Annotated in this window: 20 protein-coding genes; 8 read left to right on the top strand and 12 right to left on the bottom strand. The window is 69.0% G+C overall.

Annotated features, from left to right (window positions below; genetic code table 11):
* Positions 1-60 precede the first annotated feature (60 nt).
* The 7 genes from A1D30_RS26460 to A1D30_RS14985 all read left to right on the top strand — a co-directional run bounded on the left by A1D30_RS26460 (position 61) and on the right by A1D30_RS14985 (position 8172).
* Positions 61-1149, top strand: a complete 1089-nt coding sequence (locus A1D30_RS26460) for a 4-oxalomesaconate tautomerase (protein WP_063461523.1) — start codon at positions 61-63, stop codon at positions 1147-1149.
* An 87-nt stretch (positions 1150-1236) separates the two neighbouring features.
* Positions 1237-2235: a tripartite tricarboxylate transporter substrate binding protein gene (locus tag A1D30_RS26455; RefSeq protein ID WP_063461522.1), complete on the top strand. Its 999-nt coding sequence runs from the start codon at positions 1237-1239 to the stop codon at positions 2233-2235.
* A 52-nt stretch (positions 2236-2287) separates the two neighbouring features.
* Positions 2288-3352 carry a porin gene (locus A1D30_RS15005; protein WP_063461521.1) on the top strand — a complete coding sequence of 355 codons (1065 nt, stop codon included), beginning with the start codon at positions 2288-2290 and terminating at the stop codon, positions 3350-3352.
* Between the two features lie 75 nt (positions 3353-3427).
* A complete protein-coding gene (locus A1D30_RS15000; protein ID WP_063461520.1) occupies positions 3428-4375 on the top strand; it encodes a LysR substrate-binding domain-containing protein in 948 nt (315 codons plus the stop codon).
* Positions 4376-4495: 120 nt separating this feature from the next.
* Positions 4496-5989, top strand: a complete 1494-nt coding sequence (gene tcuA, locus A1D30_RS14995; protein ID WP_063461519.1) for an FAD-dependent tricarballylate dehydrogenase TcuA — start codon at positions 4496-4498, stop codon at positions 5987-5989.
* A complete protein-coding gene (gene tcuB / locus A1D30_RS14990; protein ID WP_063461518.1) occupies positions 5976-7157 on the top strand; it encodes a tricarballylate utilization 4Fe-4S protein TcuB in 1182 nt (393 codons plus the stop codon). The genes tcuA and tcuB overlap by 14 nt, the downstream gene beginning before the upstream one ends.
* Positions 7158-7197: 40 nt before the next feature.
* Positions 7198-8172, top strand: a complete 975-nt coding sequence (locus tag A1D30_RS14985) for a tripartite tricarboxylate transporter substrate binding protein (RefSeq protein WP_063461517.1) — start codon at positions 7198-7200, stop codon at positions 8170-8172.
* 17 nt (positions 8173-8189) lie between these two features.
* On the opposite strand, the gene A1D30_RS26745 is transcribed toward A1D30_RS14985, so the two are convergent.
* The 4 genes from A1D30_RS26745 to A1D30_RS14965 all read right to left on the bottom strand — a co-directional run bounded on the left by A1D30_RS26745 (position 8190) and on the right by A1D30_RS14965 (position 11909).
* Positions 8190-9833, bottom strand: a complete 1644-nt coding sequence (locus A1D30_RS26745) for a DUF692 family multinuclear iron-containing protein (RefSeq protein WP_063461516.1) — start codon at positions 9831-9833, stop codon at positions 8190-8192.
* Between the two features lie 169 nt (positions 9834-10002).
* Positions 10003-10296 carry a hypothetical protein gene (locus A1D30_RS14975; protein ID WP_063461515.1) on the bottom strand — a complete coding sequence of 98 codons (294 nt, stop codon included), beginning with the start codon at positions 10294-10296 and terminating at the stop codon, positions 10003-10005.
* A 163-nt stretch (positions 10297-10459) separates the two neighbouring features.
* Complete coding sequence (locus tag A1D30_RS14970) at positions 10460-10948, bottom strand: NUDIX hydrolase (protein ID WP_063461514.1); 489 nt, start codon at positions 10946-10948, stop codon at positions 10460-10462.
* A gap of 37 nt (positions 10949-10985) precedes the next feature.
* Positions 10986-11909: an EamA family transporter gene (locus tag A1D30_RS14965; RefSeq protein ID WP_063461513.1), complete on the bottom strand. Its 924-nt coding sequence runs from the start codon at positions 11907-11909 to the stop codon at positions 10986-10988.
* Between the two features lie 133 nt (positions 11910-12042).
* Here A1D30_RS14965 and A1D30_RS14960 point away from each other — a divergent pair, with 133 nt between their 5' ends.
* Positions 12043-12936: a LysR substrate-binding domain-containing protein gene (locus A1D30_RS14960; protein WP_063461512.1), complete on the top strand. Its 894-nt coding sequence runs from the start codon at positions 12043-12045 to the stop codon at positions 12934-12936.
* Here the strand turns inward: A1D30_RS14960 and A1D30_RS14955 are convergent.
* The 8 genes from A1D30_RS14955 to A1D30_RS14920 form a co-directional block, all read right to left on the bottom strand.
* Positions 12923-13465 carry a GNAT family N-acetyltransferase gene (locus A1D30_RS14955; protein WP_063461511.1) on the bottom strand — a complete coding sequence of 181 codons (543 nt, stop codon included), beginning with the start codon at positions 13463-13465 and terminating at the stop codon, positions 12923-12925. The genes A1D30_RS14960 and A1D30_RS14955 overlap by 14 nt on opposite strands.
* Before the next feature lie 17 nt (positions 13466-13482).
* The gene (locus tag A1D30_RS14950) at positions 13483-14187 is read right to left on the bottom strand and encodes a riboflavin synthase (protein WP_063461510.1); all 705 of its coding nucleotides are present in this window, start codon (positions 14185-14187) and stop codon (positions 13483-13485) included.
* Between the two features lie 77 nt (positions 14188-14264).
* A complete protein-coding gene (locus A1D30_RS14945) occupies positions 14265-15623 on the bottom strand; it encodes an esterase-like activity of phytase family protein (RefSeq protein ID WP_063461509.1) in 1359 nt (452 codons plus the stop codon).
* A 166-nt stretch (positions 15624-15789) separates the two neighbouring features.
* Positions 15790-17169: an MATE family efflux transporter gene (locus A1D30_RS14940; RefSeq protein WP_063461508.1), complete on the bottom strand. Its 1380-nt coding sequence runs from the start codon at positions 17167-17169 to the stop codon at positions 15790-15792.
* A complete protein-coding gene (locus A1D30_RS14935) occupies positions 17166-17696 on the bottom strand; it encodes a L,D-transpeptidase (RefSeq protein ID WP_063461507.1) in 531 nt (176 codons plus the stop codon). Before A1D30_RS14935 ends, A1D30_RS14940 begins: the two co-directional genes overlap by 4 nt.
* A gap of 15 nt (positions 17697-17711) precedes the next feature.
* The gene (locus A1D30_RS14930) at positions 17712-19427 is read right to left on the bottom strand and encodes an NAD(P)-binding protein (protein WP_109790957.1); all 1716 of its coding nucleotides are present in this window, start codon (positions 19425-19427) and stop codon (positions 17712-17714) included.
* 21 nt (positions 19428-19448) lie between these two features.
* Positions 19449-20441: a two-component system response regulator gene (locus tag A1D30_RS14925; protein WP_063461506.1), complete on the bottom strand. Its 993-nt coding sequence runs from the start codon at positions 20439-20441 to the stop codon at positions 19449-19451.
* Entirely contained in the window at positions 20438-24247 is a 3810-nt protein-coding gene (locus A1D30_RS14920) for a PAS domain S-box protein (protein WP_242421905.1), read from the bottom strand. The genes A1D30_RS14925 and A1D30_RS14920 overlap by 4 nt, the downstream gene beginning before the upstream one ends.
* Positions 24248-24263: the final 16 nt, after the last annotated feature.

Raw genomic sequence — 24263 nt, 5'->3', positions numbered from 1 at the left:
ATCAATCATTGCCAACAATGCAATTCACAGATCATCGAAGGCGCCGCACCATGCCGACCCATGAGCACCAACCTTCCTTGCGTTCTGATGCGTGGCGGCACCTCCCGGGGGCCGTTCTTCCTGGCCGACTGGCTGCCGCAGGCCCCCGAGGCCCGCGACCGCACGCTGATTGCGGCCCTGGGCTCGCCGCATGAGCTGCAGATCGACGGCCTGGGCGGCGGCAACTCGCTGACCAGCAAGGTCGCCATCGTCTCGCGCTCCACGCAGCCCGACTGCGACGTGGACTACCTGTTTGCCCAGGTCAGCGTGCAGGAGGCCCGTGTGGACACGCGGCCCAACTGCGGCAACATGCTGGCGGGCGTGGGCCCCTTTGCCATCGAGCAGGGCCTGGTGGCGCCCTCAGGCCAGGGCACAACCCGGGTGCGGGTCTACAACGTCAACACCCGCTCCCGCATCGACGTGCAGGTGTGCACCGCCGGGGGCCAGGTGCACTACGACGGCGACGTGCGCATTGACGGCGTAAAGGGCACGGCAGCCCCGGTGCTCATGAATTTTTTGGACGCCTGGGGCGCTGTCACCGGGCAGATTTTTCCCACGGGCCAGCGCATCGACCACATCCAGGGCCTGGATGTCACCTGCATAGACGCGGCCCAGGTGATGGTGCTGGTGCGGGCCGCCGACCTGGGCCTGCGCGGCGACGAGACACCCGCCGAGCTGGACACCAACACCGCCTTGCTCGCCCGCCTGGAGGCCTTGCGCCTCGAAGCAGGCCAGCGCATGGGCATGGGCGATGTGACGCACAGCGTGCTGCCCAAGCCGGTGATCGTGTCGCCAGGCACATCACCGGGCTGCGTGGTGTCGCGCTACTTCACCCCTCACCAATGCCACCGGTCCCACGCTGTCACGGGCGCCATCGGCGTAGCGGCGGCCTCGGTACTGCCGGGCACGGTGGCCACCGACGAACGCAGCCCCCCCAGCGCCGGGCTGCGTCGCGTGGAGGTGCAACACCCGGCAGGCCGCATCCAGGTGGAGGTGGAACTCAGCGAGGTGGACGGCCAGTTCAAGCTGGTGCAGGCCGCGCTGGTGCGCACCGCACGAAAGATTCTGGAAGGCACGCTGTTCGTGCCCGAAAGCGCCCCCGCGCACTGAGCGCTCTTCAAGGCGCTGCTTGCGCAGCGCCGTTCCAAAGATTTCAACGATTGCGACGATTCCAACCATTACGACAGGAGACAAACCATGACCCATCCCATCCACACCACCAAGCGCCGCACGGCACTGGCCACCGCCGCGCTGGCGCTCGCGTCCAGCGCCTTCTGGGCCACTGGCACCGCCCACGCTGCCTACCCCGACAAGCCCATCACACTGGTCGTGCCCACCGCCGCCGGAGGCGGCAACGACGGCATGGCGCGCGTGGTGGCGCTCAAGCTCTCCACCCTGCTGGGCCAGCAAGTCATCGTGGAGAACAAGGCCGGAGCCAATGGTGCCATTGCTGCCGAATACGTGGCCCGAGCGGCACCCGACGGGCACACCATTCTGTTCGGCTACATCGGCACCCACGGCATGAGCCCCGCGCTGCAGAAGCTGCGCTACGACCCCATCACGCAGTTCGAGCCCATCGGCATGGTCAGCTACTCGCCCACGCTGATGGTGGTGAACCCCAAGGTGCCCGCCAAAACGGTGGGCGAGCTGGTGGCGCTGAGCAAGGCCAAGCCCCGCGACTTCAACTACGCATCGGCGGGCAATGGCACGGCCCCGCACTTCTCGGCCGAGATCTTCAAACTGGAAAGCGGCGCCCAGATGGCCCATGTGCCCTACCGGGGCGCAGCCCCCGCCATGAACGACACCATGGCCGGGCAGACGCAGGTGATGTTCCCCAGCCTGTTCTCGGCCTACCCGCACGTGAAGAACGGCAAGCTGCGCGCGCTGGCGCTGGCCGGGCCCAAACGCTCGTCGCTGCTGCCCGATGTGCCCACGCTCGAAGAAGCAGGCGTCAAGGGTGTGGAGATCACCCAGTGGTATGCCCTGTTCGCACCTGGCAAGACGCCGCGCCCGGTGATCGACCTGCTCAACAAGACCCTCAACACCGCGCTGGCCGACAAGGATGTCGTGCGCCGCATCGAGGAACAGGGCGCGGTGGTGGACACCAGCACGCCCGAGCAGCTGGCCCTGACCGTGAAGCAGGAACTTGCCAAGTGGAAGGGCGTGGTGCTGAAGGCCCAGCTCACCCCGGACTGACCGGCGGGGCGCTCCGGGAGGCCCCGCTCCATTTCAAACACAGGAGACATTCATGAAAAGACTTGTGGCAGCGGCTTGCGCTGCACTCATCGCCCCCTGCGCCATGGCGCAGAACGCGGGCGTGACGCTCTACGGCGTGGTGGACCTGGGCCTGCGCAACGGCAGCGGCCTCACCGCATCCAACGCCCCGGCACCAGGCTCCACCCACAGCCTGGGCAGCGGCATCCACACCACCAGCCGCTGGGGCCTGCGGGGCAGCGAAGACCTGGGCGGCGGCGCCAAGGCGCTGTTCAACCTGGAGAGCGGGCTCAACGCCGACACCGGCGCACCCGCCAACGCCAGCAAGTACTTCGACCGGGCATCCTGGGTGGGCCTGCAGGGCGGCTGGGGCACGCTGGCCCTGGGCCGCCAGACCACCACGCTCGCCGACGCCATCTCGCCCGTGGACCCGCTGGCCATGCGCTTTGCCAGCTTCAACCCCAACATCGGCGTGACGGCGCTGAGCCAGCATGGCCTGGGCATTGAGTACGGCAGTGCAGGCGCCAATTCGGGCTCGTACCGGCTGGACAACTCACTGAAGTACACGGGCCGTTTCGGCGGCTTCACGGCACGTGCCATGTGGGGCATCGGCGAAGTCGCATCGCAGGCCTCAGCCCTGTCGTCACGCGGCGCGGGCCTGGCCTGGGCTGCGGATGGCTTCGTGGTATCCGGCGCGTACCAGAGCTTCAACGACACCAACAAGCGCTCGCTGGACGCCACCACGCTGGGCGCCGCGTACCAGTGGGGCAGCGTGCGCCTGGCCGCCAATGCAGGCCGCAACAAGGCCGAAACAGCCGCAGGCCGCTTCACAGAGCAGCGCGTGCTGTCGGCCGGTGCGACCTGGGCGGTGGCGCCTTTGGTGGACCTCACGGCCGCCTACTACAAGGTAGACCGCACGCGCACCGGCGCGGCCGACGACGGCTATGGCCGCCTGGTGGCCTTTGCCGAATACAAGCTCTCGCGCCGCACTAAGGTGTATGCCGAGCTGGACAACACCCGCTGGCGCAACGGCTTCCAGGGTGCGGCCAACAAGGCGACCGCCACCGGTGTCTCTGCAGGCGTAGTGCACACCTTCTGAAGTGCAAGAGCCTGCTTGCTATGTCCTCGGGGTGCGGCCACGCAGGCACTGGTGGGACTGTGCGACCATCGCCCCATGGAACTGCGCCAGCTTCGCTACTTCGTCCGCATCGTCGAACTCGGCTCCATGGGCCGCGCCGCGCTCGACCTGCAGATGGTGCAGTCGGCCCTGAGCCAGCAGATCAGTCGGCTGGAGGGAGAGCTGAGCACGCGGCTTTTGCAGCGCACCAGCAAGGGCACCGTGCCCACCGAGGCCGGGCTGGCCTTTTTCCGCGAGGCGCAGCTCACCCTGCGCCATGCCGACCAGGCGGCGCGCGTGGCGCGGCAAGCCCGGCTGTCGGGCACCGTGACCGTGGGCCTGGCGCCCACCACCGCGTCGGTGCTGGGCATCCCGCTGATGCGCGCCATGCGCGAGCGTTACCCCGACGTGCGGCTGCACATGGTCGAGAGCCTGTCGGGCCACCTCTCCAACATGCTCAACGCACGCCAGCTGGACCTGGCCGTGCTGTTCGACACCCAGCCCGCGCGCCGCTGGAGCGTGCTGCCGCTGCTGGAGGAGCGCCTGTTCCTCATCCGCAGCGCCCACGGCGGCACCAGCACCTTGCCCGCCAGACTGCCCAAGCGCCTGCGCCTGGCGCAGATCCAGCACGAGCCGCTGATCCTGCCCACCGGCCCGCATGGCCTGCGCAGCCGCATCGACGCCGCATTTGCCACCGCCAAGGTGACGCCCCAGGTGGCGATGGAGATCGACTCGCTGGCCATGCTGATGGACGCAGTGAACGCGGGCCTGGGCAGCACCCTGCAGCCCTGGGCCGCCGTGGGGCGCTACCCGGATGCCGCCACGCGTTTTGGCCTGGCCGAACTGGCCGACGCGCCCGCCAGCCGCCCCGCCGCGCTGTGCAGCCTGTCCGACGACGAACTCTCGCCCGCTGCGCTGGCCACCCGCGTGGTGCTGGCAGATTGCGCGCGGGCGCTGGTGCAGTCGGGCACCTGGGTCGGCGCCACGCTCGCGCAGGCGGCGTAAAAGGCACATCAAGCAGTGCCCGGCCATCACGATCCGTGATGGCCCCTTGCCCATTCGGGCCTGCCCACACCGGGGCGAAATTCCTACAGTGGCGGCCACCCCCACGAATGGAAAACCACGGTGCCACACCACCCCACCCCTGCGGAACACACTGCGGTTGACGTGCTTGTCATCGGCGGTGGCAACGCCGCCCTGTGCGCCGCCCTGATGGCGCGCGAAGCAGGCGCCAGCGTGCTGCTGCTCGAATCGGCCCCGCGCGCCTGGCGCGGCGGCAACTCGGCCCACACCCGCAACCTGCGCTGCATGCACGACGCGCCGCAGGACGTGCTGGTCGATACCTACCCCGAGGAAGAGTTCTGGCAAGACCTGCTCAAGGTGACGGGCGGCCTCACCAACGAACACCTGGCGCGCCTGGTGATCCGCGCGTCAAGCACCTGCCGCCCGTGGATGCGCCGCCACGGCGTGCACTTTCAGCCCGCACTGGCGGGCACGCTGCATGTGGCGCGTACCAATGCGTTTTTCATGGGTGGCGGCAAGGCGCTGGTCAACGCCTACTACCGCAGCGCGGAGCAGCTGGGCGTCCAGATCCGCTACGAAGCGCCTGTGGAGCGCATCGAGATGGACGGCCGCCGCTTCATCGCCGCGCACCTGGCCAATGGCGAGCGCATTGCCGCCAGAAGCTGCGTGCTGGCTGCGGGCGGCTTTGAATCGAACCGCGAGTGGCTGCGCGAGGCCTGGGGCCAGAACGAACGGGGCGAATGGCCTGCGGACAACTTCCTGATTCGCGGCACGGCCTACAACAAGGGCGTGCTGCTCAAACACCTGCTGGAAGACCACGGCGCCGACCGTATTGGCGACCCCACGCAGGCGCACATGGTGGCCATCGACGCACGCGCACCGCTGTACGACGGCGGTATCTGCACACGCATCGACTGCGTGTCGCTGGGCGTGGTGGTCAACCGCAACGGCGAACGCTTCTACGACGAGGGCGAAGACTTCTGGCCCAAGCGCTACGCCATCTGGGGCCGCCTGGTGGCGCAGCAGCCGGGGCAGATCGGCTACTCCATCATCGACAGCCAGGCCATTGGCCGCTTCATGCCGCCCGTGTTCCCGGGTGTGAAGGCGGGCACCTTGCCCGAGCTGGCCCAAAAGCTGGGCCTGCCGGTGGACACCTTCACCCGCACGCTCGATGCCTACAACGCCGCCTGCCGCGTGGGAACGTTCGACCACACCACACTGGACGACTGCCACACCGAAGGCGTGGCACCCGCCAAGACGCACTGGGCGCGGCCCATCGACAGCGGCCCGTTCTACGGCTACGCGCTCAAGCCCGGCGTCACCTTCACCTACCTGGGCCTGCACACCGACGACACCGCCGCCGTGCGCTTCAACCACCAGCCCAGCCCCAACCTGTTTGTGGCGGGCGAAATGATGGCGGGCAACGTGCTGGGCAAGGGCTACACCGCCGGCGTGGGCATGAGCATCGGCACCGCGTTTGGCCGCATCGCGGGCACACAGGCGGCGCGTGCCGCTTGGGCATCAAAACAGGCCTTACCGCCTGATGACATTGCCTCAATAGCTATCAATTCAGGAGCAAACCATGCAAACGCTTGAGGCCCTGGCACGCGACGCCCGCGCGCTGGCGAATGGTGATGTCGTGCTGTCGGCCCCCGAAACCGAGGTGGCCCGCCAGCTGCAGATCTGCAACGCCTGCCGCTACTGCGAGGGCTTCTGCGCCGTGTTCCCGGCCATGACGCGGCGGCTGGAGTTTGGCAAGGCCGACATCCATTTCATTGCCAACCTGTGCCACAACTGCGGCGCCTGCCTGCACGCCTGCCAGTACGCGCCGCCGCACGAGTTTGTGGTGAACGTGCCGCAGGCCATGGCCCAGGTGCGCGGCCAGACCTATGCCGACTACGCCTGGCCGCCCGCACTGGGCCAGCTCTACCAGCGCAACGGCCTGACCCTTGCGCTGGCGCTGGTGGGCGGGCTCACGCTGTTCCTGCTGCTGGCCGTGGCGCTGCACGGGCAAGGGCTGGCTGCGCTGTGGCACGCGCCCGTGGGCGGCTTCTACGGCATCTTTCCGCACAACCTGCTGGTGGGCCTGTTCGCGCCGGTGTTCCTGTTCGCCGTGCTGGCCCTGGGTCTGGGCGTGCGCCGCTTCTGGCGCGACGTGACGCCCGCCACCAGCGGCGCCCCGCTGACTGCCCCCGCCACGGCCGAAGCCACCGATGCGGTGCTGCGCCTGAAGTATCTGGACGGCGGCCACGGCGATGGCTGCCACAACGAGGACGACGCCTACACCCTCTCGCGCAGGCGGTTTCACCACCTCACGTTCTACGGCTTCCTGCTGTGTTTTGCCGCCACCAGCGTGGCCACGCTGTACCACTACCTGCTGGGCGCGCCCGCACCGTATGACCTGCCCAGCCTGCCCAAGCTGCTGGGCGGCGTGGGCGGCATCAGCCTGGCGATGGGCACGGCAGGCCTGTGGCGGCTGAACCAACGCCGCCATCCGCAACACGGCGACGCCGCGCAAAAGCCCATGGACCGCGCCTTCATCGCCCTGCTGTTCCTCACCGCCACCAGCGGCCTGGCCTTGTGGGCCGCGCGCGGCACCGCCGCCCTGCCGCTGCTGCTGTGCCTGCACCTGGGCGCCGTGATGGCCCTGTTTGCCACCATGCCCTACGGCAAGTTTGCGCACGGCATTTTCCGCACCGCTGCACTGCTGCGCCACGCGGTGGAAAAGCGCCAGCCCCACCCCATCGGTTTGAGTGCCGACTGAGCCCACGATCACAACACCCCTCACGATGAAGGAGACACCGATGAACAAACGCACCCTGCTGCACTGCGCCCTGGCGCTGGCCAGCGTTCCCCTGGCCTTGGGCGCAGCCGCGCAGGACTTCCCGCCCAAGAAACCCGTCACCCTGGTGGTGGGCTTTGCCGCTGGCGGCGCGGCCGATGCTGCCGCGCGCCTGATCGCCAAGAAACTGGGCGAGAACATCGGCCAGGCCGTGGTGGTGGACAACAAGGGCGGCGCGGGCGGCAACATCGCGCACCAGTTTGTGGCCAATGCAGCGGCCGACGGAACGGTGCTGCTGTTCGGTTCGGTGGGCCCGCTCACCATCGCGCCGCACCTCATGAAGCTGACCTACGACCCGTTCAAGGACCTCGCCGCCGTGTCGGGCGGGGTGAACTTTCCGAACGTGCTGGTGGTGCACAAGGGCGCGGGCGTGAAGACGCTGGCCGAGTTCGTGCAGCTCTCCAAAAAGAAGCCCGGCAGCGTGGACTTTGCCTCCACCGGGGCAGGCTCGGCATCGCACCTGGCGGGGGAGTTGTTCAACCAGCGCGCGGGCATCGACATGACGCATGTGCCCTACAAGGGCGGCGCCCCCGCGCTGCAAGACCTGCTGGGCGAACGCATCACCTCCTACTTTGCGGCGCCGCCCACGGCGCTGCCCCATGTCGAGACAGGCAAGCTGATCCCGCTGGCCACCACCGGCCTCACGCGCCCCGCCTACCTGCCGGGCATCCCCACCGTGGCGGAGTCGGGCTTTCCGGGCTTTGAGGCACTCAACTGGTATGCCTTCGTGGCCCCGGGCAAAACGCCGGTGCCACTGCTGGAGCGCTGGAACCAGGAGATCGTGAAGGTGCTGAACGATGCGGGCGTGAAGGAGGCGCTGAACAAGCATGGCCTCACGCCGCAGCCCACCACACGCGCCGAGCTGACGGCCTTCATGAAGAAAGAATCGAAGCAGTGGGCCACCATCATCAAGGAGCGCAAGCTCACGGCCGAGTGACGGCCTAATAACCAGTTCTAAGGGGCTGCGTCCGCACGCACCAGCCCATCGTCCAGCAACTGCGCCAGCCAGGCGCTGAGCTGGGCGGCATCGCCATCCCACAGCCCGCTGCCCAGCAAAGCCGTGCAGGCATCGTGCACCGAGGCCCCTGCGTGCAGATCGCCCACCCAGCGCGCCTCGGCGGCGTCCAGCGTGCGGAAGTGCGGCTGAAAGCCCTTGCGCCACACCAGCAGGCCCACGGGCGCGGGCAGGGCCACGGCCTCGGGGACTTCGGCGTCGGCGTCAATGGCATTCCACAGGCTGACCACGTTGGTGGTCACTGTGCGCAGCAGTGCGCTGGGGTGCAGCACGGCGGGCCGCGTGGTCCAGTCGGCGACGGCCTGGGCCTGCTCTCTGCCGAGCGCGGGCAGGTCTTCCCCATCGAAGCGGGTGCGCAGGTCCCAGTCGAGCTGGGCGAGTTCGTGCAGCTCGGGGTTGGCGGGGTACTGCTGGCGCAGCGCGTCCACCAGCCCCTCTCCATAACGGTTCAGGCTGCGCGTGTGCGGCGGGTGGGCCACGGCGTAGTCCCGGGCATGCACGTCGAAGGTGTCCGAGCCCATGTAGAGGCAGGTCTTGGCATAGGTGTCGGCCAGCACCTCGGCCAGCCGCGCGCGGTAGGCGTGGTGGTAGATGGGCAGGCGGCCGGTTGCCACACCGTCTTGTGACACGGCGGGCAGTGGCTCCGCCAGCACCCAATCCGCCACCTGCCGCTGCACGGTGGCCAGGCGGGGTGCGTCGGCCCCTTCGGCGGGCGCCGCCACCACGGGGGCCGCAGCGCCCGGGGGCGGGGCCGTGTGTTCGGCCGCAATGCGCCGGGCGATGTCCATCTCGGCCAGCAGCTCTGCCAGCGGCGGGATGTGGTCGTCGCGCTCGATCATCGCGGCCACCGCGCCAAAGCGCTGGCAGGCCTGGGCGTACAGCGCCCACACCGGCGCCGCCACCGGGTGGTCGTGCGTGTCGATGATGTGGTCGCCGTTGTCGCTGTGCCCGGCCAGGTGGATCTGCTGCACGCGGTGTGCGGGCAGGGCGTGCAGGTATTCCAGCGGGTCAAAGCCATGGTTCACGCTGCTCACATGGATGTTGTTCACATCCACCAGCAGCAGGCAGTCGGCCTCTTGCGCGATGTAGGCCAGAAACTGCCACTCGCTCGCGCTGTCGTGCTGGTAGCGCAGGTAGCTGGAAACGTTCTCCACCACCAGCCTGCGGCCCAGCACATCCTGCGCACGGCGGATCTGCGTGATCACGTGCCGCGCAGAGGCATCGGTGTAGGGCAACGGGTACAGATCGTGCAGCTGCTCGGGGCCGGGGCCCGTCCAGCACAGGTGGTCGGACACCCACAGCGGCTCAATGCGGTCGGCCAGCGCCTTCACGCGCTGCAGGTAGGGCAGGTCCACGCCCTGCGCCGCACCGATGGACATGGCCACGCCATGCATGGCCACGGGGTAGTCGCGCCGGATGGCATCCAGCACCGCCAGCGGCTTGCCACCGTCGATCAGGTAGTTGTCGGTGATGATTTCCAGCCAGTCCAGCGGCTGCTTCTGCGCCAGGAAATCGGCGTAGTGCGGCGTGCGCAGCCCCAGGCCAAAGCCGGTGCCGCGCGTGGCGATGGGGTCATATGCCATGGCGAAAGCTCAGATTGGGGCAGGACTTCGCGCAGGGCTTAAACGATGAAACTGGCGCATTCGAAACCAGTGCCACCGTGGAACTGGCTTTGCCAGGCCACCGGTGGCGTCCCCCTCCCGCGCAGCGAGAGGGGGGGAAGGCGCGAAGCGCCTCAGGGGGAGCTTCATCTCAACCTTTGATATCGCCGATGGTGCCCTTGTCCATCAGGCACTGCGATGCCGTCTTGGCCTTGAATCCGTGGCCCTTGCAGGCGTTCTGGCCCTTGCAGCTGTGCTCGGCGGTGGCGCAGTCGCTGTTGCCCTTGCAATCGTGCACGTTGTAGCAGTGCACCTTGTCGTTGGCGGCAATGGCCGCGCCCTTGGAGCCCTTGGGCGCATCGGCCGCAAAGCTGGTGGATGCCAGTGCCAGCAGGGCGGCAGACAGGGCGAACGAGGCAGTGGTCTTGGTGTGTGTGGACAGCATGGTGGGTAACTCCGTAAACGTTGGGGGATGACGAATCAGGCGGGTAGATCACGCAACACAGTGCCGCGCTCTCTGCCTGGTAATTCGTCCCCCGCGCGCTGCGGGTTACATGCAATCCAAAAAAAATTCTTGCGTTGCGCCTCGGCGCTGCTCCGCTGTTGCACTACTGCGCAGAGGGTTCGGTCACCGAGATGTCGGTGTGCACCAGCGTGAGCGGAAAACGCTGGCCTGCGAGGTAGTCCTCCAGGCAGCGCAGCAGCAAGGGGCTGCGGTGGCGCTCGGGGCAGGCGCGGATCTCGTCGGCCGTGAGCCACAGCGTGCGCACGATGCCGGTGTCCAGCGTGCGCCAATCGTGGTGCGTGCCCAGCGTGCCTGCAAACGCAAACCGCATGTAGGTGAGGTCGTCCCCCGTGCGGGTTTTGGTGAAGCGGTTGAGGTACACACCAATCAGCGCCGTGGGCTCGAAGTCGTGCGCGGTTTCTTCCAGCACCTCGCGCGCGCAGGCCTGGATGGGCGACTCCCCCGGGTCCAGGTGGCCTGCAGGGTTGTTGAGCTTGAGGCCGTCCGTGGTTTCTTCCTCGACCAGCAGAAAGCGGCCGCCCTGCTCGATGAGCGCGGCCACGGTGACGTTGGGTTTCCAGCGGTGGGGCATGGCGGGCATTATGACCACGCCGTATGACCCGGGGTTTTCAGCGGGCACCCTGCAGCGCCACAGGAGCGGCCGGTACGGGCCGCAGCACCAGCCACAGCGCCGCACCAATCAGCCCGCCGCCCGCCCCATGGGCCCAGGTCGCGGGCTCGCCCAGCAGCAGCCAGCCCCAGGCCACACCAAACAGCGGGATCAGGAAGGTGACGGTGAGGGCCTTGAGCGGCCCCACATCGGCAATCAGCCGGAAATACAGCACATAGGCCAGAGCCGTGCACAACAAACCCAGCCCCAGCAGCGCACCCCACACTGGCGCCGGTGCGGCCAGCCAGGCCGTGGCGGCGGCGGGCTGGCGCAGCAGCTCCCAGGCCACCACCGGCACCAGCACCAGCACGGCCCCCATCTGGCTGCCCAGGGCCACGATGCGGCTGTCGAGCCCCCCGCGCTCGGTGACCCAGCGCCTGGTTAGAAACCCCGCGAGCCCATAGCAGGCCGTGGCCACCAGGCAGGCCGCCATGCCGCCCAGCACCTCGGGCGTGAGCGCCACCGGCCCGGCCTGGGCCAGCACCGCCACGCCCGCCATGCCCAGCACCATCCCCCCCACACGCGCCGCCGTGATGCGCTCACCAAACGCCAGCGCGCCGATGAGCACGCCCATCAGCGGCGTGGTGGCATTGAGGATGGCGCTGTAGCCCGCTGGCAGGCTGCGCGCGGCCATGGCAAACATGAGGAAAGGGATACCCGAGTTCACCACCCCCAGCACCAGGGTGGCGCCCAGCTTGCCCCCAAACCGCGGACGCAGGCGCAGCACCAGCAGCAACAGCCCCAGCCCCGCAGCGCCAAGCAGCACCCGGACAAAGGCGGTAGGCAAGGCGCCCAGCACGGGCGCGGCCACGCGCATCAGCAAGAAGCTGCCGCCCCAGAGGGCAGCCAGCAGAAGGAGTCGCAGGAAACTGGGCAGTGGCATATCGGCACCTGAAAAAGGTCGGTCAGCGGGAAACACAGAACATGCCGACTATTGTTGAAACTGCGTTCATTTCTGGCAAACGATTTATCCTCTACAACCGTTTAGTCTGAATGAACAGTGCGGACCTGTACCGATGAAACTTCCTCCCCTGATTGCCGTGCGCTTTTTTGAAGCCACAGCGCGCCACCGCAGCGTGCGCGAGGCCGCGCGCGAGCTGCACGTCACCCCCGGGGCGGTGTCGCAGCAGGTGCGGCGCCTGGAGGATTTCCTGGGCTGTGCGCTGTTTGATCGCCTCCCGCGTGGCCTGGCCCTCACACCCGCTGGCATGGACTACCAGGCGGCCTGCGGCGAGGCGCTGGCCCGCATCGGCCACGCCACCGCCCGGCTGGCCGCCGGGGCCCGCCGCGTGGTGCGCGTGAGCTGCACGCCCGACTTTGCGGCCCAGTGGCTGGTGCCACGCCTGCAGCTGTTTCTGCAGCACGCACCCGAGCTGGATGTGCACGTGAACAGCACCCACCGCGCGGTGGACCTGCTGGCCGAGGACATGCATTTTGCGGTGCGCCACGGCCTTGGGCCCTACCCGGGCCTGCATGCCGAGTGGCTGCTGGACGATGACCTGGTGCCCGTGTGCAGCCCGCGCCTGGTGGCCCACCGCCCCTGGGCGCAGCTGGCAGACATCACCGGCCCCCGGCTGCTGCACGATGGGACCCGCGACGACTGGCGCCTGTGGTGCCGCGCCCAGGGCCTGGTGCGGGTGGACAGTGGCCAGGGCGTGGTGTTTGCGGGCGCCGGGGGTGCCGTGGAGGCCGCCCTGGCGGGGCAGGGTTTTGCACTGGTGACGCGCACCCGGGTGGCGCGTGCGCTGGCCACCCGCGCCCTGGTGGGCCTGTGGGCCCCGCAGGCGCCAACCCCCCTGGGCTACCGCCTGGTCTACCGCCCCGAGGCGCTGATCGACCCTGCGCTGCGGCGCTTTCGCGATTGGGTGCTGGACGAGGGCACGCAGGCCGGAGGCATCAGCGCGGGCTGACGCGAACAGCGTGGCCGCACGGCCCCTGCAGCAGGCTGCGCACCATGTAGCTCGCACCCTCGCCATAGGTGGCCAGTCGCTGGCGCTGCGCGGCGTCCTCCAACGCTTGCTGGGTATAGCCATGGCGTGCCCAGTAGCCCTGCGAGCCCTGCACCGACACCAGCGCCGTGTGGCGCAAGCCCTCTTGCTGAGCGCGCTCCCACAGCGGCGTGAGCAGCGCCTGCGCCAGCCCCTGGCCCACGCAGCTGGGCAACACAGCCATGTCGTGCAGGTACAGAGTGTCGGGCTGGGCCACGGCCTCAAAGTCGCCATGCAGCGGGGTGACCTTGCCGCGCACGCTGCGATAGGCCGCCAGGTAGGCGCACACCCTGCCACCCTGCTCCAGCACCAGCGAACAATTGGCGGGGCTGGCGAGGCGGCGGGCAAACACCTCGCCGCTCTCCACAAACCCCTCGCCATAGCAGGCCAGCTGCACGGCCAGCAGGTCGGCCAGATCGCTCAGCGCCAGCGGGCGCACCACCACGGACATGAGGGCACTTCGCTCCGTCAGTGCGGCAGCACAGGTGCCTGCACAAAGTCGTCGAGCGACAGGCCCTTTTCCTTCAACAGCGCCTCCAGCACCGGCTGCAGGCGGCCCAGGCTCTCCTGCACGGCCTCGCGCACCGTGTCCACCACCACCTGGGTGCTGCGCTCGATCTCGATGTTCAGGCGGTCGCCCACCTGCTTGTTTTCAAACACCGTGGCGCGGCGGGTCTCGGGGATCATCCAGATCTCGAACCAGCCCTCTTGCCGGTTCACCTCGGCCACCGTGAGGCTGGCGCCGTGGATGGCGATGTAGCCCTTGGCGAACACGTAGCGGCGAAACGCTTCGGGCACGGCCACGCGCCACACCAGGTTGTTGTCGAACTCGCGCCGCTCGATGAGCGTGCCGGTGAAGTCCACATGGCCCGACAACGGGTGGCCGCCGATCTCGGCGCCGTCCTTGGCCGCGCGCTCCACGTTCACGCGGTCGCCTTGTGCATAGCTGCCCAGCGTGGTGATGTTCAGGCTCTGCAGCATCACGTCGAAGTTGGCCTGTGTGGGCGACAGGATCTCGGTAACCGTGAGGCACACGCCATCGGTGGCCACGCTGGCGCCGATGGCCAGGTCCTGGCAGAAGCCCTCGGGGAAATCGAGCGTGAAGGTGCGCAGCCCTGCGCGGTCGTGGATGGCGGCAATGCCTGCCGTGGCTTGGACGATGCCTGTGAACATGGTGGCGCGGTGTGTGGAGCGTTGGAGGGGGAACCGGGAATTTTGCCACCCGGACCCCACCGCGCGCTGGCGCCGGGTTACTTGGCTTGCAGTAGCCCGCCAACCTCCAACAGCACCAGCTCGTTGTCATCCGCCTTGTTCGGCTCGCGGCTGCTGCTGAAGGGCAGGTTGTTGTCGTTGCCCACCACGATGTGCGTGCTGTCCACGATGTCCACGTTTTCGATGGTGAAGAACGGGAAAGTCAACACGCCGTTGTTCAGCGGCTTCTTGGCCAGGCGCCTCGGGTCCTGGATGTTCATGAGGTCGATGTAGCCGATCTTGCGGATTTCGGCGCCCACGTTGGCGTCGCTCATTTCGACCTTGTAGACGCGCTTGAATTTGGCGAGGTCATGGAAGCAGTCGGTGCGCTTTTGCTCGGCGGGGCAGGCCTTGTCGGCCGTGCCTTCGCCGTTGTCGCGCTCGATGATGAGGCCCGTGGTCTGGTCGATCATGTTGAAGTCGCCAATCGCGTGGTGGTTGGCCTCCAGCACGTACTTCCAGTGGCGGCCGGTCCATTGCTCGGTCTTCACGTCGAATTCGAGCACGCGCAGGTACTGCTTGCCGTCCACGTTTTCATACGCCTTGGCGTCGTCGTTCCACAGCGCGCCTTCGAGCAGCGCGTAGAGCTTGCTGCCGTCCTTGCTGGCGGCCATGCCTTCGTAGCCCTTGGAGCGCTTGACTTCAAACGGCGTGGGCTTGGCATCGGGGGCGCCGGGCATGAGCACGCCGGGCGCGTCGGGCGAGCGCACGACCTTGCCGTCCACCTGCGTCTCGAACACGGCCAGCACCTTGCCGCCCAGGTCGGCCTTGATGAGGAAGGGGCCGAACTCGTCACCGATCCACAGCGCGCCACCGGCAAACTGGAAGCTTTCGGGGTCGAAGTCGGCGCCCGTGAGGTAGCGCTTGTCGGTGCCTTCATGCGTGATGCGGAACGGCACCTTCTTGTCGGGGTCGTGCAAAAACACGGTCTGGCGGCGTTGGAACTGGCCGCTGGCAAAGTCCACGCCGTAGTGGCTCAGGTGCAGCATGAAGTCGGGTGAATTGGCCTTGGAGCCCGCGCCGTTGTCGGTGAGGATCCAGAACGAGCCGTCGGCCATGCGCTTGATGCCCGAGTGGCCCTGGATAGGTTGGCCCTGGAAGGGCAGCGACACGCCCGTGTTGCGCCCGCCGGACTGGCCCATCACCGTGCCCACGGCGTCCACGCGGCGCGGGGTGGTGAACTTGCCCGCAACCTGCAGGTCCTGCGGCGCGTCCTTGGGGGCGGGGATGACGGTGAAGGCTGGCAGCACAGCGTGGCCGGCCAGGGTGGCGGGGTAGGCCTGCTGGGCGATGGCAGAAGAGGAAGCGGCGGCGCAGGCCAGCGCGGCGCAGGCGGCCAGGGCAGAGAATCGGGACATGGTGGCTGGGGCAAAAAAGTAAAGCGGCCACGATGCCGCCAGCGCATGACGCGGCTGTGACGGCCATGCCGATAGCTTGGCGGGCAAGGCTCCGCGATAGCTATTACTTTTATAGCTAACCAGGCTTACCTATCAGGCGCAGAAGCCCTTTTTTGATCAGATCAGATCAAACCAGCCGCTGCACCGCCTGGCGCCGCCACACGCCATGGAAGTACAGCCCCTGCAACACCATCGCGCACAGGTAGGTGGCGGGGTAAGCCGCCCAGGTGGCGACCAGGCCAAACTGGCGGCCCAGCACCCAGCCCAGTGGCACGATGAGGCAGGCCAGGCAGCCCAGCGAAATGAGCGTGGGCGCCAGCACCGTGCCGCTGGCGCGCATCACGCCCGAGTACACACTGGCGCGCCCGAAGAAAAACGCGCCCCACACGGTGATGCCCAGCACACTCGCGGCGATGTCGATCACCCGCGCGTCGGCCACAAACAGGCCCACCACCCAGGGCGCGGCAACAAACACCAGCACGGCCAGGCTGCCGGTGAGCCACAGGTTCATGCGCATGCCGGTGCGGGTGACGGCCACCAGCTGCTGCCCCTGGCCCGCACCAATGGCCTGCGCCGCAAACACCGACGACGCGATGGCCACGGCCATCGCCGGGAACAGCACATACGACATGACCTGGCTGGCCGCGCCCCAGGCCGCCGTGGCGGCCGAGCCATGGGCGTTGACCAGGCTGAGCAGCCCCAGGTCGGCCAGCGAGCCGGTGATGAAGAACAGGCCCGTGGGCACGCCCAGCCGCACCAGGGTGCGCAGCAAGGCCGCATCGAGCCGCACCTGCGCCAGCAGCGCCCGCGTGGGGGCCAGCACATGGGCGCGGCGCCGCAGGTGCCAGGCCGTGTAGCCCAGCGAGCACAGCGTGGCCAGCAGCAGCGCGGCCACGCCCCCCAGAATGCCCAGCGCAGGCAGCCCGATGGCGGGCACGCCCTGGATGAACGGCGGCGCACACACCACCGTGACCGACAGCGACACCCCCAGCGCGCGCAGCGGCGTGACGGTGTCGCCCGTGCCGCGCAGCAGCGCGGCCGTGAGCATGGAGGTGAACAGCACGGGGAACAGCACCATCATCCCCCGCGCATAGGCCACCGCCTGCGGCAGCACGTCGGCCGGGGTGCCCAGCAGCCGCATCAGGGGCTGCACGGCCACCACCCCTATGGCGGCCAGCACCAGGCCCAGCAGCACGCCGGTGCACAGCGTGGTGCCCGCCACCGCGTGCAGGCGCGCAGGGTTGCGTGCACCAAAGGCCTGGCCCACCAGGATGGAGGCCCCGTTGCCCAGGCCCATGATGAAGGCGCTGAGCAGAAAAAACAGCGGCATGAACGAAGCCACCGCCGCCAGCGAGCCCGCGCCCAGCAGCCGCCCCACGTAGATGTGGTTCACCGTGCCGGTGAGTGCCTGCAGCATGTTGGTGAGCACCAGCGGGCCCAGGAAGACGAGGAAGCGGCGGTCGAGCGAAGGCGCCGGGCTGCTGCCGGGGTGGGCCGGGTCTGTCATGGCGCTGCGCCCTCCGTGCGCTCAGTGGTCCAGGGGGCGGGGCTGCTGTGGATGGTCACCCGCGTGCCGACCACCACCCGGTCGAACAGGTCGATCACATCGGCATTGGCCAAACGCACGCAGCCGTGCGACAGCGGCACGCCCATCGCACAGTCATCCGGGCAGCCATGGAGGTAGATATAGCGGCGCAGCGTGTCCACCGCGCCACCCCGGTTCACGCCGGGTTCGCAGCCGGTGAGCCACAGGATGCGGCTCAGGATCCAGTCGCGCCCCGGGTGGGCGGCGGCGAGTTCGGGCGAATACACCTCGCCCGTGGCCCGGCGCCCCACAAACACCGTGCCGGGCACGCAGCCTGCGCCCACCTTGGCGCGCACGCGGTGCTGGCCGCGCGGGGTGCAGCCGCTGCCATGGATTTCGCCCACGCCATTGAGTGCAGTGGAGATGCGGTAGCTGCGCTCTGTGGCCCCGTGCACCACCAGATGCAGCCGCTGCTGCGCCACGTCGATGTGCAGTTCGGGGGCCGCCATCCCTGCCATCGGGGGTCAGCCTGCGGCCACCAGGCCCGCGCCATGCCCGCGCGTGAAGGCTTCTTCAAACACCGAGTAGCCCGACCAGTCGCTGTGCGCAAACGCCAGGCGCGCGGTGGTGGGGGTGGGGATCCAGGGTGTTTGCTCTGTTTTTGATAGCTGCCTGCGCATGCTGGTCGCGCGGTGAAGGCCAATTTTGCTTAAATATTCGAGCACCCCGGGCGTGGGGATGACCATGGCGTGGCCGTAGCGGGTGATGTCCACGCGGGTGGCGCGTTCGCGCAGGTCGGGGTGGGGCACCGAGAGCGCGGCCAGCGCGGCGTCGGCCCAGTGCTGCCAGGGCTGGGTGGCCAGCTGCTGGCGGCCGTCCTGCAGGTCGCCGAGTGCCTGGTAGTAGGTGAGCACGGTGGGGCCGGTGAGGGTGGCGCGCGGGTCCAGGCCCTGGTGGCCTGCGTTCACATAGCCCAGGCCCCCGGCCGTGGGGTCGGCATAGAGCACGTTGTCCCATGCGGGTGCGGCGCCGGGGCGGTCGGCCAGCGGGCTGCCGATGTGGATGTTGGCCACCAGCCAGGGCGCCCACTGCAGGCGCTGCGCCGCGCCCGTGAGGAAGGCGGGCGGCTGCTGCACCACGCGCGCCGCCAGCAGCACGGGTAGCGCCACGATGCACTGCGGCGCCACCCAGCGCTCCACGTTGCCCGTGCGGTGGTTGAGGGCGTCCACCTCCACGCCGTGGCGGCCTTCGGTGATGCGCAGCACGCTGGTGGCGGTGCGCAGCTGGCCGCCACCTGGGGCACTGTTCTGCAGCGGCTCGGCCAGGCGCTGGGTAAGCCAGCCGTTGCCTTCGGGCCAGGTGAGCACGCTTTCGCGCGCTTCGTCCACCGCCTCGCCGGGGGCATGAAAACCGTGGCGGCTCGCAAAGTAGTGGATGCCCGCCCAGGCCGACACGCGGGCGGCGCCCGCGCCATAGTCGTCGCGGCAGCAGTAGTCGAGGTACCAGCGCAGGTGGGCGTCATCCAGCCCCTGCGCGGCCAGCCATTTATCAAAAGTTATAGCATCCAGCGCTTGATGGGCAGGCGCAAGCGGCTGTTTTAGGCTCCATAGCTTGAGCGCAGGCATGGCAAACCGGGCGGCGCGGGCCTCGGCGTCCACGGCGCGGGCAAAGCGGCGGTACTGCGCCAGCGTGGCTTCGCCCACGCCGTGCACGGGCAGCAGGCCCTCTTGCCATTCGCCGTCAAAAAACAGGCGCTCCTGCGGGCTGTGGCACAGGTGGCGTTCGTCGTACTGCCAGCGCCCGGCCACGCGCTGGCGCACGCCCAGTTCTTCGAGCAGGTCCTGCACCTCGCGCGCGTCGTCACCGGGCACGGGCAGGTAGTGCGCGCCCTGCGGGCAGGGCAGGCCGCCCACCAGGGTGCCTCGGCTGTTGCCGCCGGGGGTGTCTTCCAGCTCCAGCAGGGCAAAGTCGTGCACGCCCGCCAGCCGCAGCGCGCGTGCTGCGGCCAGCCCGGCCACGCCTCCGCCCGCAATGACCACCTGCGCACGCCGCACCACGGCGGGTGCGGGTAGGTGGCCGGTTTTCAGCAGGTCGCGCAGTTGGTGGCCTCGGGCCATGTCGATGCCGGTGAAGCCGCCCAGCAAAGGCGGCGTGGTGCGCTCACACCCGCCCAGGGCGGCCGTGGCCAGGGCGGCAGCGCCCGCCACAAACTGGCGGCGCTGCAAGGTCCATGCGGTCATGCCATCGTCCCTTGCACCGGGTCAGTCGGCCCAGCGGGCGCGGACCTCTTGCAGCACGGGCAGCAGCGGCACAAACAGCGGCACCAGGGCCGGGTCGAAATGCCGGCCCGCCTGCGCCGTGATGTGGTCCATGGCCTCGTGCACGGGCCAGGGCTCCTTGTAGGGGCGGCGGGTGGTGAGGGCGTCAAACACGTCGGCAATGGCCACGATGCGCGCCGACAGCGGGATGGCCTCGCCCGCCAGGCCCTGGGGGTAGCCGCTGCCGTCCCATTTTTCGTGGTGGGCCAGCGCAATCTCGCGCGCCAGCTGCAGCACCCCGGCGGGGTGTTCGCCAATGATCTCGGCGCCGATCTCGGGGTGGCGGCGCATGGTGGCCCACTCGTCGGCATCGAGCGGGCCGGGCTTGCGCAGCACGGCGTCGGGGATGCCGATCTTGCCCACGTCGTGCATGGGCGCGGCGTTGAGCAGGTCTTCGGCCCAGGCGGGGCTGCAGCCTGCGGCCAGCGCGAGCTGCTGGGCAAAGTGGCTCATGCGGATCACATGCATGCCGGTTTCGTTGTCTTTGTACTCGGCCGCACGGCCCAGGCGCAGCACGATCTGCAGGCGGGTTTCGCGCAGCTCGTCCAGCCGCACCAGCGACAGGTGGGTGCGCACCCGCGCGCGCACCACGGGCGGGCTGACGGGCTTGGTGATGTAGTCCACCGCGCCCGCGTCGAACCCGGCGGTTTCGTCCTGGCTGTCGGTGAGCGCGGTGATGAAGATCACCGGGATGGCCGCTGTGGCCGCGTCGGCCTTGAGCAGGCGGCACACGGCGTAGCCGTCCAGGTTCGGCATCATGATGTCGAGCAGGATCAGGTCGGGCCGCTGCTCGCGCGCCACCTGCAGCGCGCGTTCGCCGTCGGTGGCAAACAGCAGGCGGTAGTCGGCCTGCAGGATGTGGCGCAGCACCTGCAGGTTGGTGGGTTCGTCGTCCACCAGCAGCAGGCGGGGCCGCAGGTCGGGGGCGGGGTTCATGCGGGGGTCTCCGTGGGCGCGTCGATCCAGTGCGTGCGCAGCTGCTGCAGCTGCGCCAGCGCCTGGTCGAAGTCAAAGGTGTCGATGGCCTCCTGCAACCTCTCCATGGCATCGGCGGGCAGCAGCTGCGCCAGTTCGTCCAGGGGCGGCTGGGCCAGTTCCGAGCGGGCCAGGGCCTGCTGCAGCGCCTGGGCCGCCGCAGCGGCTTGGGCACGCTGCGCGGGCGCCAGCGGCGCGTGCTGGCCCACGCCGGGGGCCGGGGCGGCGGCGGCATCCAGTTCCTGTGCCAGGGCCTGCTGTACGGCGTGCAGGGCGGCGGGCAGCGCGGCCACCAGCGAGCCCAGGGCGGTGCGGTCCAGCGTGTGGGCCGCTTCTTCAATGCGCTGGGCCAGCGTCTGCACGGGCGCCAGCGCCAGGTTGCCCGCCGCGCCGCGCAGGCGGTGGGCCAGGGCGCGGGCGCCGTCCATGTCGTGCTGGGCCACCAGGGCCTGCAGCGCGGCGGGTGCGGCGTCGTATTCGCCCACAAACCGCGCAATCGCGTCGCGCAGCAGCGCGCGTTGGCCCCACAGGCGGGTGCCGCGCTCCCAGTCTATGGCGGTGTGGATGGCGGTGTGCGCCTGCGCCGTGGGCACCGGCACGGGGGCCAGGCTGGCCAGCGCGGACGCCGCCGTCAGCGCGCCCCAGCCCGATGTGGCGGGATCAGGCTGCAGCTTGAGCACGCGGGCGATCTCGCGGAACAGGCGGGCGGGCTCCAGGGGTTTGCTGGCAAAGCCGTCCATGCCCGCAGCGCGCGCGTTGCGCCGGTCCTGCTCCAGCACGCTGGCCGACAGCGCGATCACGGGCACGGGTTTGCGGCGCTGTTCCTGCTCAAACGCGCGCATGCGGCGCGTGGCCTCCAGGCCGTCCAAACCGGGCATCTGCAGGTCCATCAGCACCAGGTCAAAGCGGGCTGACTGGAAGGCCGCCACGGCCTCTTCGCCGTCGCGGGCGATGGTGGTGTGGTGGCGGCCCTTGTCCAGGTGGATCTGCAGCAGCTCGATGTTGGCGGGCACGTCGTCCACCGCCAGGATGCGCAGCGGCGGCAGCTGCACCGCGTGGCTGGGGGTGGCCACGGCCTCGGTGGCCTGGCCCAGGGGCAGCGGCAGGCACACGGTGAAGGTGGTGCCCACGCCCAGGGTGCTGCGCACGCTGATGCTGCCGCCCATCAGCTCGACCAGCTGGCGCGAGATGGTGGTGCCCAGGCCCGTGCCGCCAAACTGCCGGGTGGTGGACGCATCGGCCTGCGCGAAGGGGTCGAAGATGCGGTCCAGGTGCTGGGCGGCGATGCCGATGCCGGTGTCTTCCACCTCCATCACCAGCGTGCCGTCCTGGTAATCCAGCCGCAGCAGCACATGGCCGCGCTGGGTGAACTTGAGCGCATTGCCCAGCAGGTTGAGCAGCACCTGCTGCAGCCGCAGCGCATCGCCGCGCAGGTAGGGCGGCACCTGTTCGGTGGTGATGCACTGCAGCTCCAGCCGCTTCTTGGCAGCGTGGATGCGCAGCGAGGCCAGGATCTGGTCGCACACCTCGGGCAGGGAGAAGTCGGCAATCTCCAGCTCGACCGCGCCTTTTTCGAGCTTGGCCGTGTCCAGGATGTCGTTGAGCAGGCGCAGCATGGAGCGCGCCGAGTGCTGCACGGTGCCCAGGTGGCGGCGCTGCTGGGCGTCCATGGGGGTGTCGAGCAGGGCCTCGGTGAAGCCGATGATGGCGTTCATGGGCGTGCGGATCTCGTGGCTCATGTTGGCCAGGAAGGTGCTGCGCGCGGCAGCGGCCTGCTCGGCACGGTCCTTGGCGGCGCGCAGCTCCTGCTCCATCGCGCGGCGCTGGCTCAGGTCGGTGGCAAATTTGACGACCTTGAACGGCCGCCCCTGCGCGTCGAAGATGGGGTTGTAGGTGGCCTGGATCCAGATGCGCCGCCCGCCCTTGCCCAGGCGCTGGTATTCGCCGCCTTCCAGCTTGCCATCGCGCAGTTGTTGCCAGAACGCGGCGTAGGCATCGCTCTGGGCATAGGCGGGCTCGCAGAACATGCGGTGGTGCTGGCCCACGATCTCGTCGAGCCGGTAGTCCATCAGCTCGCGGAAGTTGGCGTTGGCGGTGATCACATGGCCCTGCAGGTCGAATTCGGCCACGGCCAAAGCACGGTCGATGGCGCGCACGGTGCTTTCAAACTCGGCGTTGCGTTCCTTGAACACCGTCATGTCCATGATCACGCCGTCGATCCACTGCACCTCGCCATCCGCGCCCACCACGGGGCGGCCGCTTTCGGACACCCAGCGCATGCGGCCCTGGCGGTCCACCAGGCCAAACTCCACGTGGTAAGGACGACGCAGCGCGATGGCGGCCGAGACCTCGTTCCACAGGCGCGGCACCTGGTCAGGCACCGTGAGCTGCGTGAAGTTGATGCGGCCTTCCAGAAAGTCCTGCGGCGTCCAGCCCGTGAGCGCCGTCACGGCGTCGCTGACGAACAGCATGGTCCAGTCCGCGTCATAGCGGCAGCGAAAGCTCACGCCCGGGATGTTGCCCATCAGCGAGCGCAGGCGCTGCTCGCTGTCGCGCAGCTCCTGCTCCATCGCGCGGTGCTGGCTCAGGTCGCCGATGAAGCCCACAAACACCGGGTCGCCATCGAGCTGGACACGCCCCACCGAAATGCGGATGGGCACCGTGCTGCCATCGCGCCGCAGGGCCAGCACCTCGCGGCTGCTGCCCCCCACCACCCCGCTGCCCTGTCCGGCCAGGTAGCGCTGCAGGTAGCCGTCGTGCCGGGAGCGGTCAGGCTCGGGCATGAGCATGGACAGGTTCTGCCCCAGCACCTCGGCGGCAGACCAGCCCAGGATGCGTTCGGCCGCTGCGTTGAACGACTGCACCACGCCACGGGCATCGATCGTCACGATGCCATCCACCGTGGTTTCGGCAATCGCGCGCAGGCGCGACTCGCTCTGGCGCACCTTCATGAACATCTGCCGGTAACGCAAGCCGGCGTTGATGGCCACCACCAGCAGGCCGATGGCCACGGCCACCACTGCCACGGCAACCGCCAGCGGCGTGCTTTCGGTAGCGGCCAGCAGCGCCAGCGCATCGGGCGCATCGGTAAACCGCAGCGCCGCCATGCCCGTGTAGTGCATGCCCGCAATCGCCAGGCCCATAACGGCCCCGGCTGCGCCATTCAGGTACAGGGTGCGCCACTGCACCACCCGCTCCAGCCCGAAGCGCACCCACAGCGCCACAATGGCCAGCAGCACCGCCACCAGCACCGACGCCGCAAACCCCCAGGGGTCGTAGCGCATCACGCCCACCCACTGCGATGCCGCCATGCCGATGTAGTGCATGGCACCAATGCCCGCGCCCACCAGCACACCGCCCACCACCAGGGCCATGCGGCCCACCGTGCGGCGCATCAAAAGCCCCAGCGCAATCCACGACGCCAGCACGCTGGGCAGCATGGACACCACCGTGGTCACGGCATCAAACTGCCCGCGCGCGCACACGGCAAACGCCAGCATGCCGATGAAGTGCATGGCCCAGATGCCGCCGCCCAGCGCCAGCGCGCCCGAGCCCCGGGCCATCTGGCGCATGAAGCCGGTGTCTGCCCGCCGGGCCAGGGCCGCCATCTGCAGCGCCAGCACCGAGGCCAGCACCGCCATCAGCACCGACAGCGCCACCAGCCAGGGGTCGTGCTGCGCCCACAGCAAGGGGTAGGCCGGAGCGTTGGAAAGAAAAAAGGAGTCCAGCATGAAGTTCGCCCATGACAACCCGGTGGTTGCCATCATTTGTATCCCATTGTCA

Source organism: Acidovorax sp. GW101-3H11, assembly GCF_001633105.1.
In the GTDB taxonomy this organism is placed as follows: domain Bacteria; phylum Pseudomonadota; class Gammaproteobacteria; order Burkholderiales; family Burkholderiaceae_C; genus Acidovorax.
Note: the sequence above shows the minus strand (reverse complement) of the source record. Positions and strands in the feature narration are given on the sequence as shown.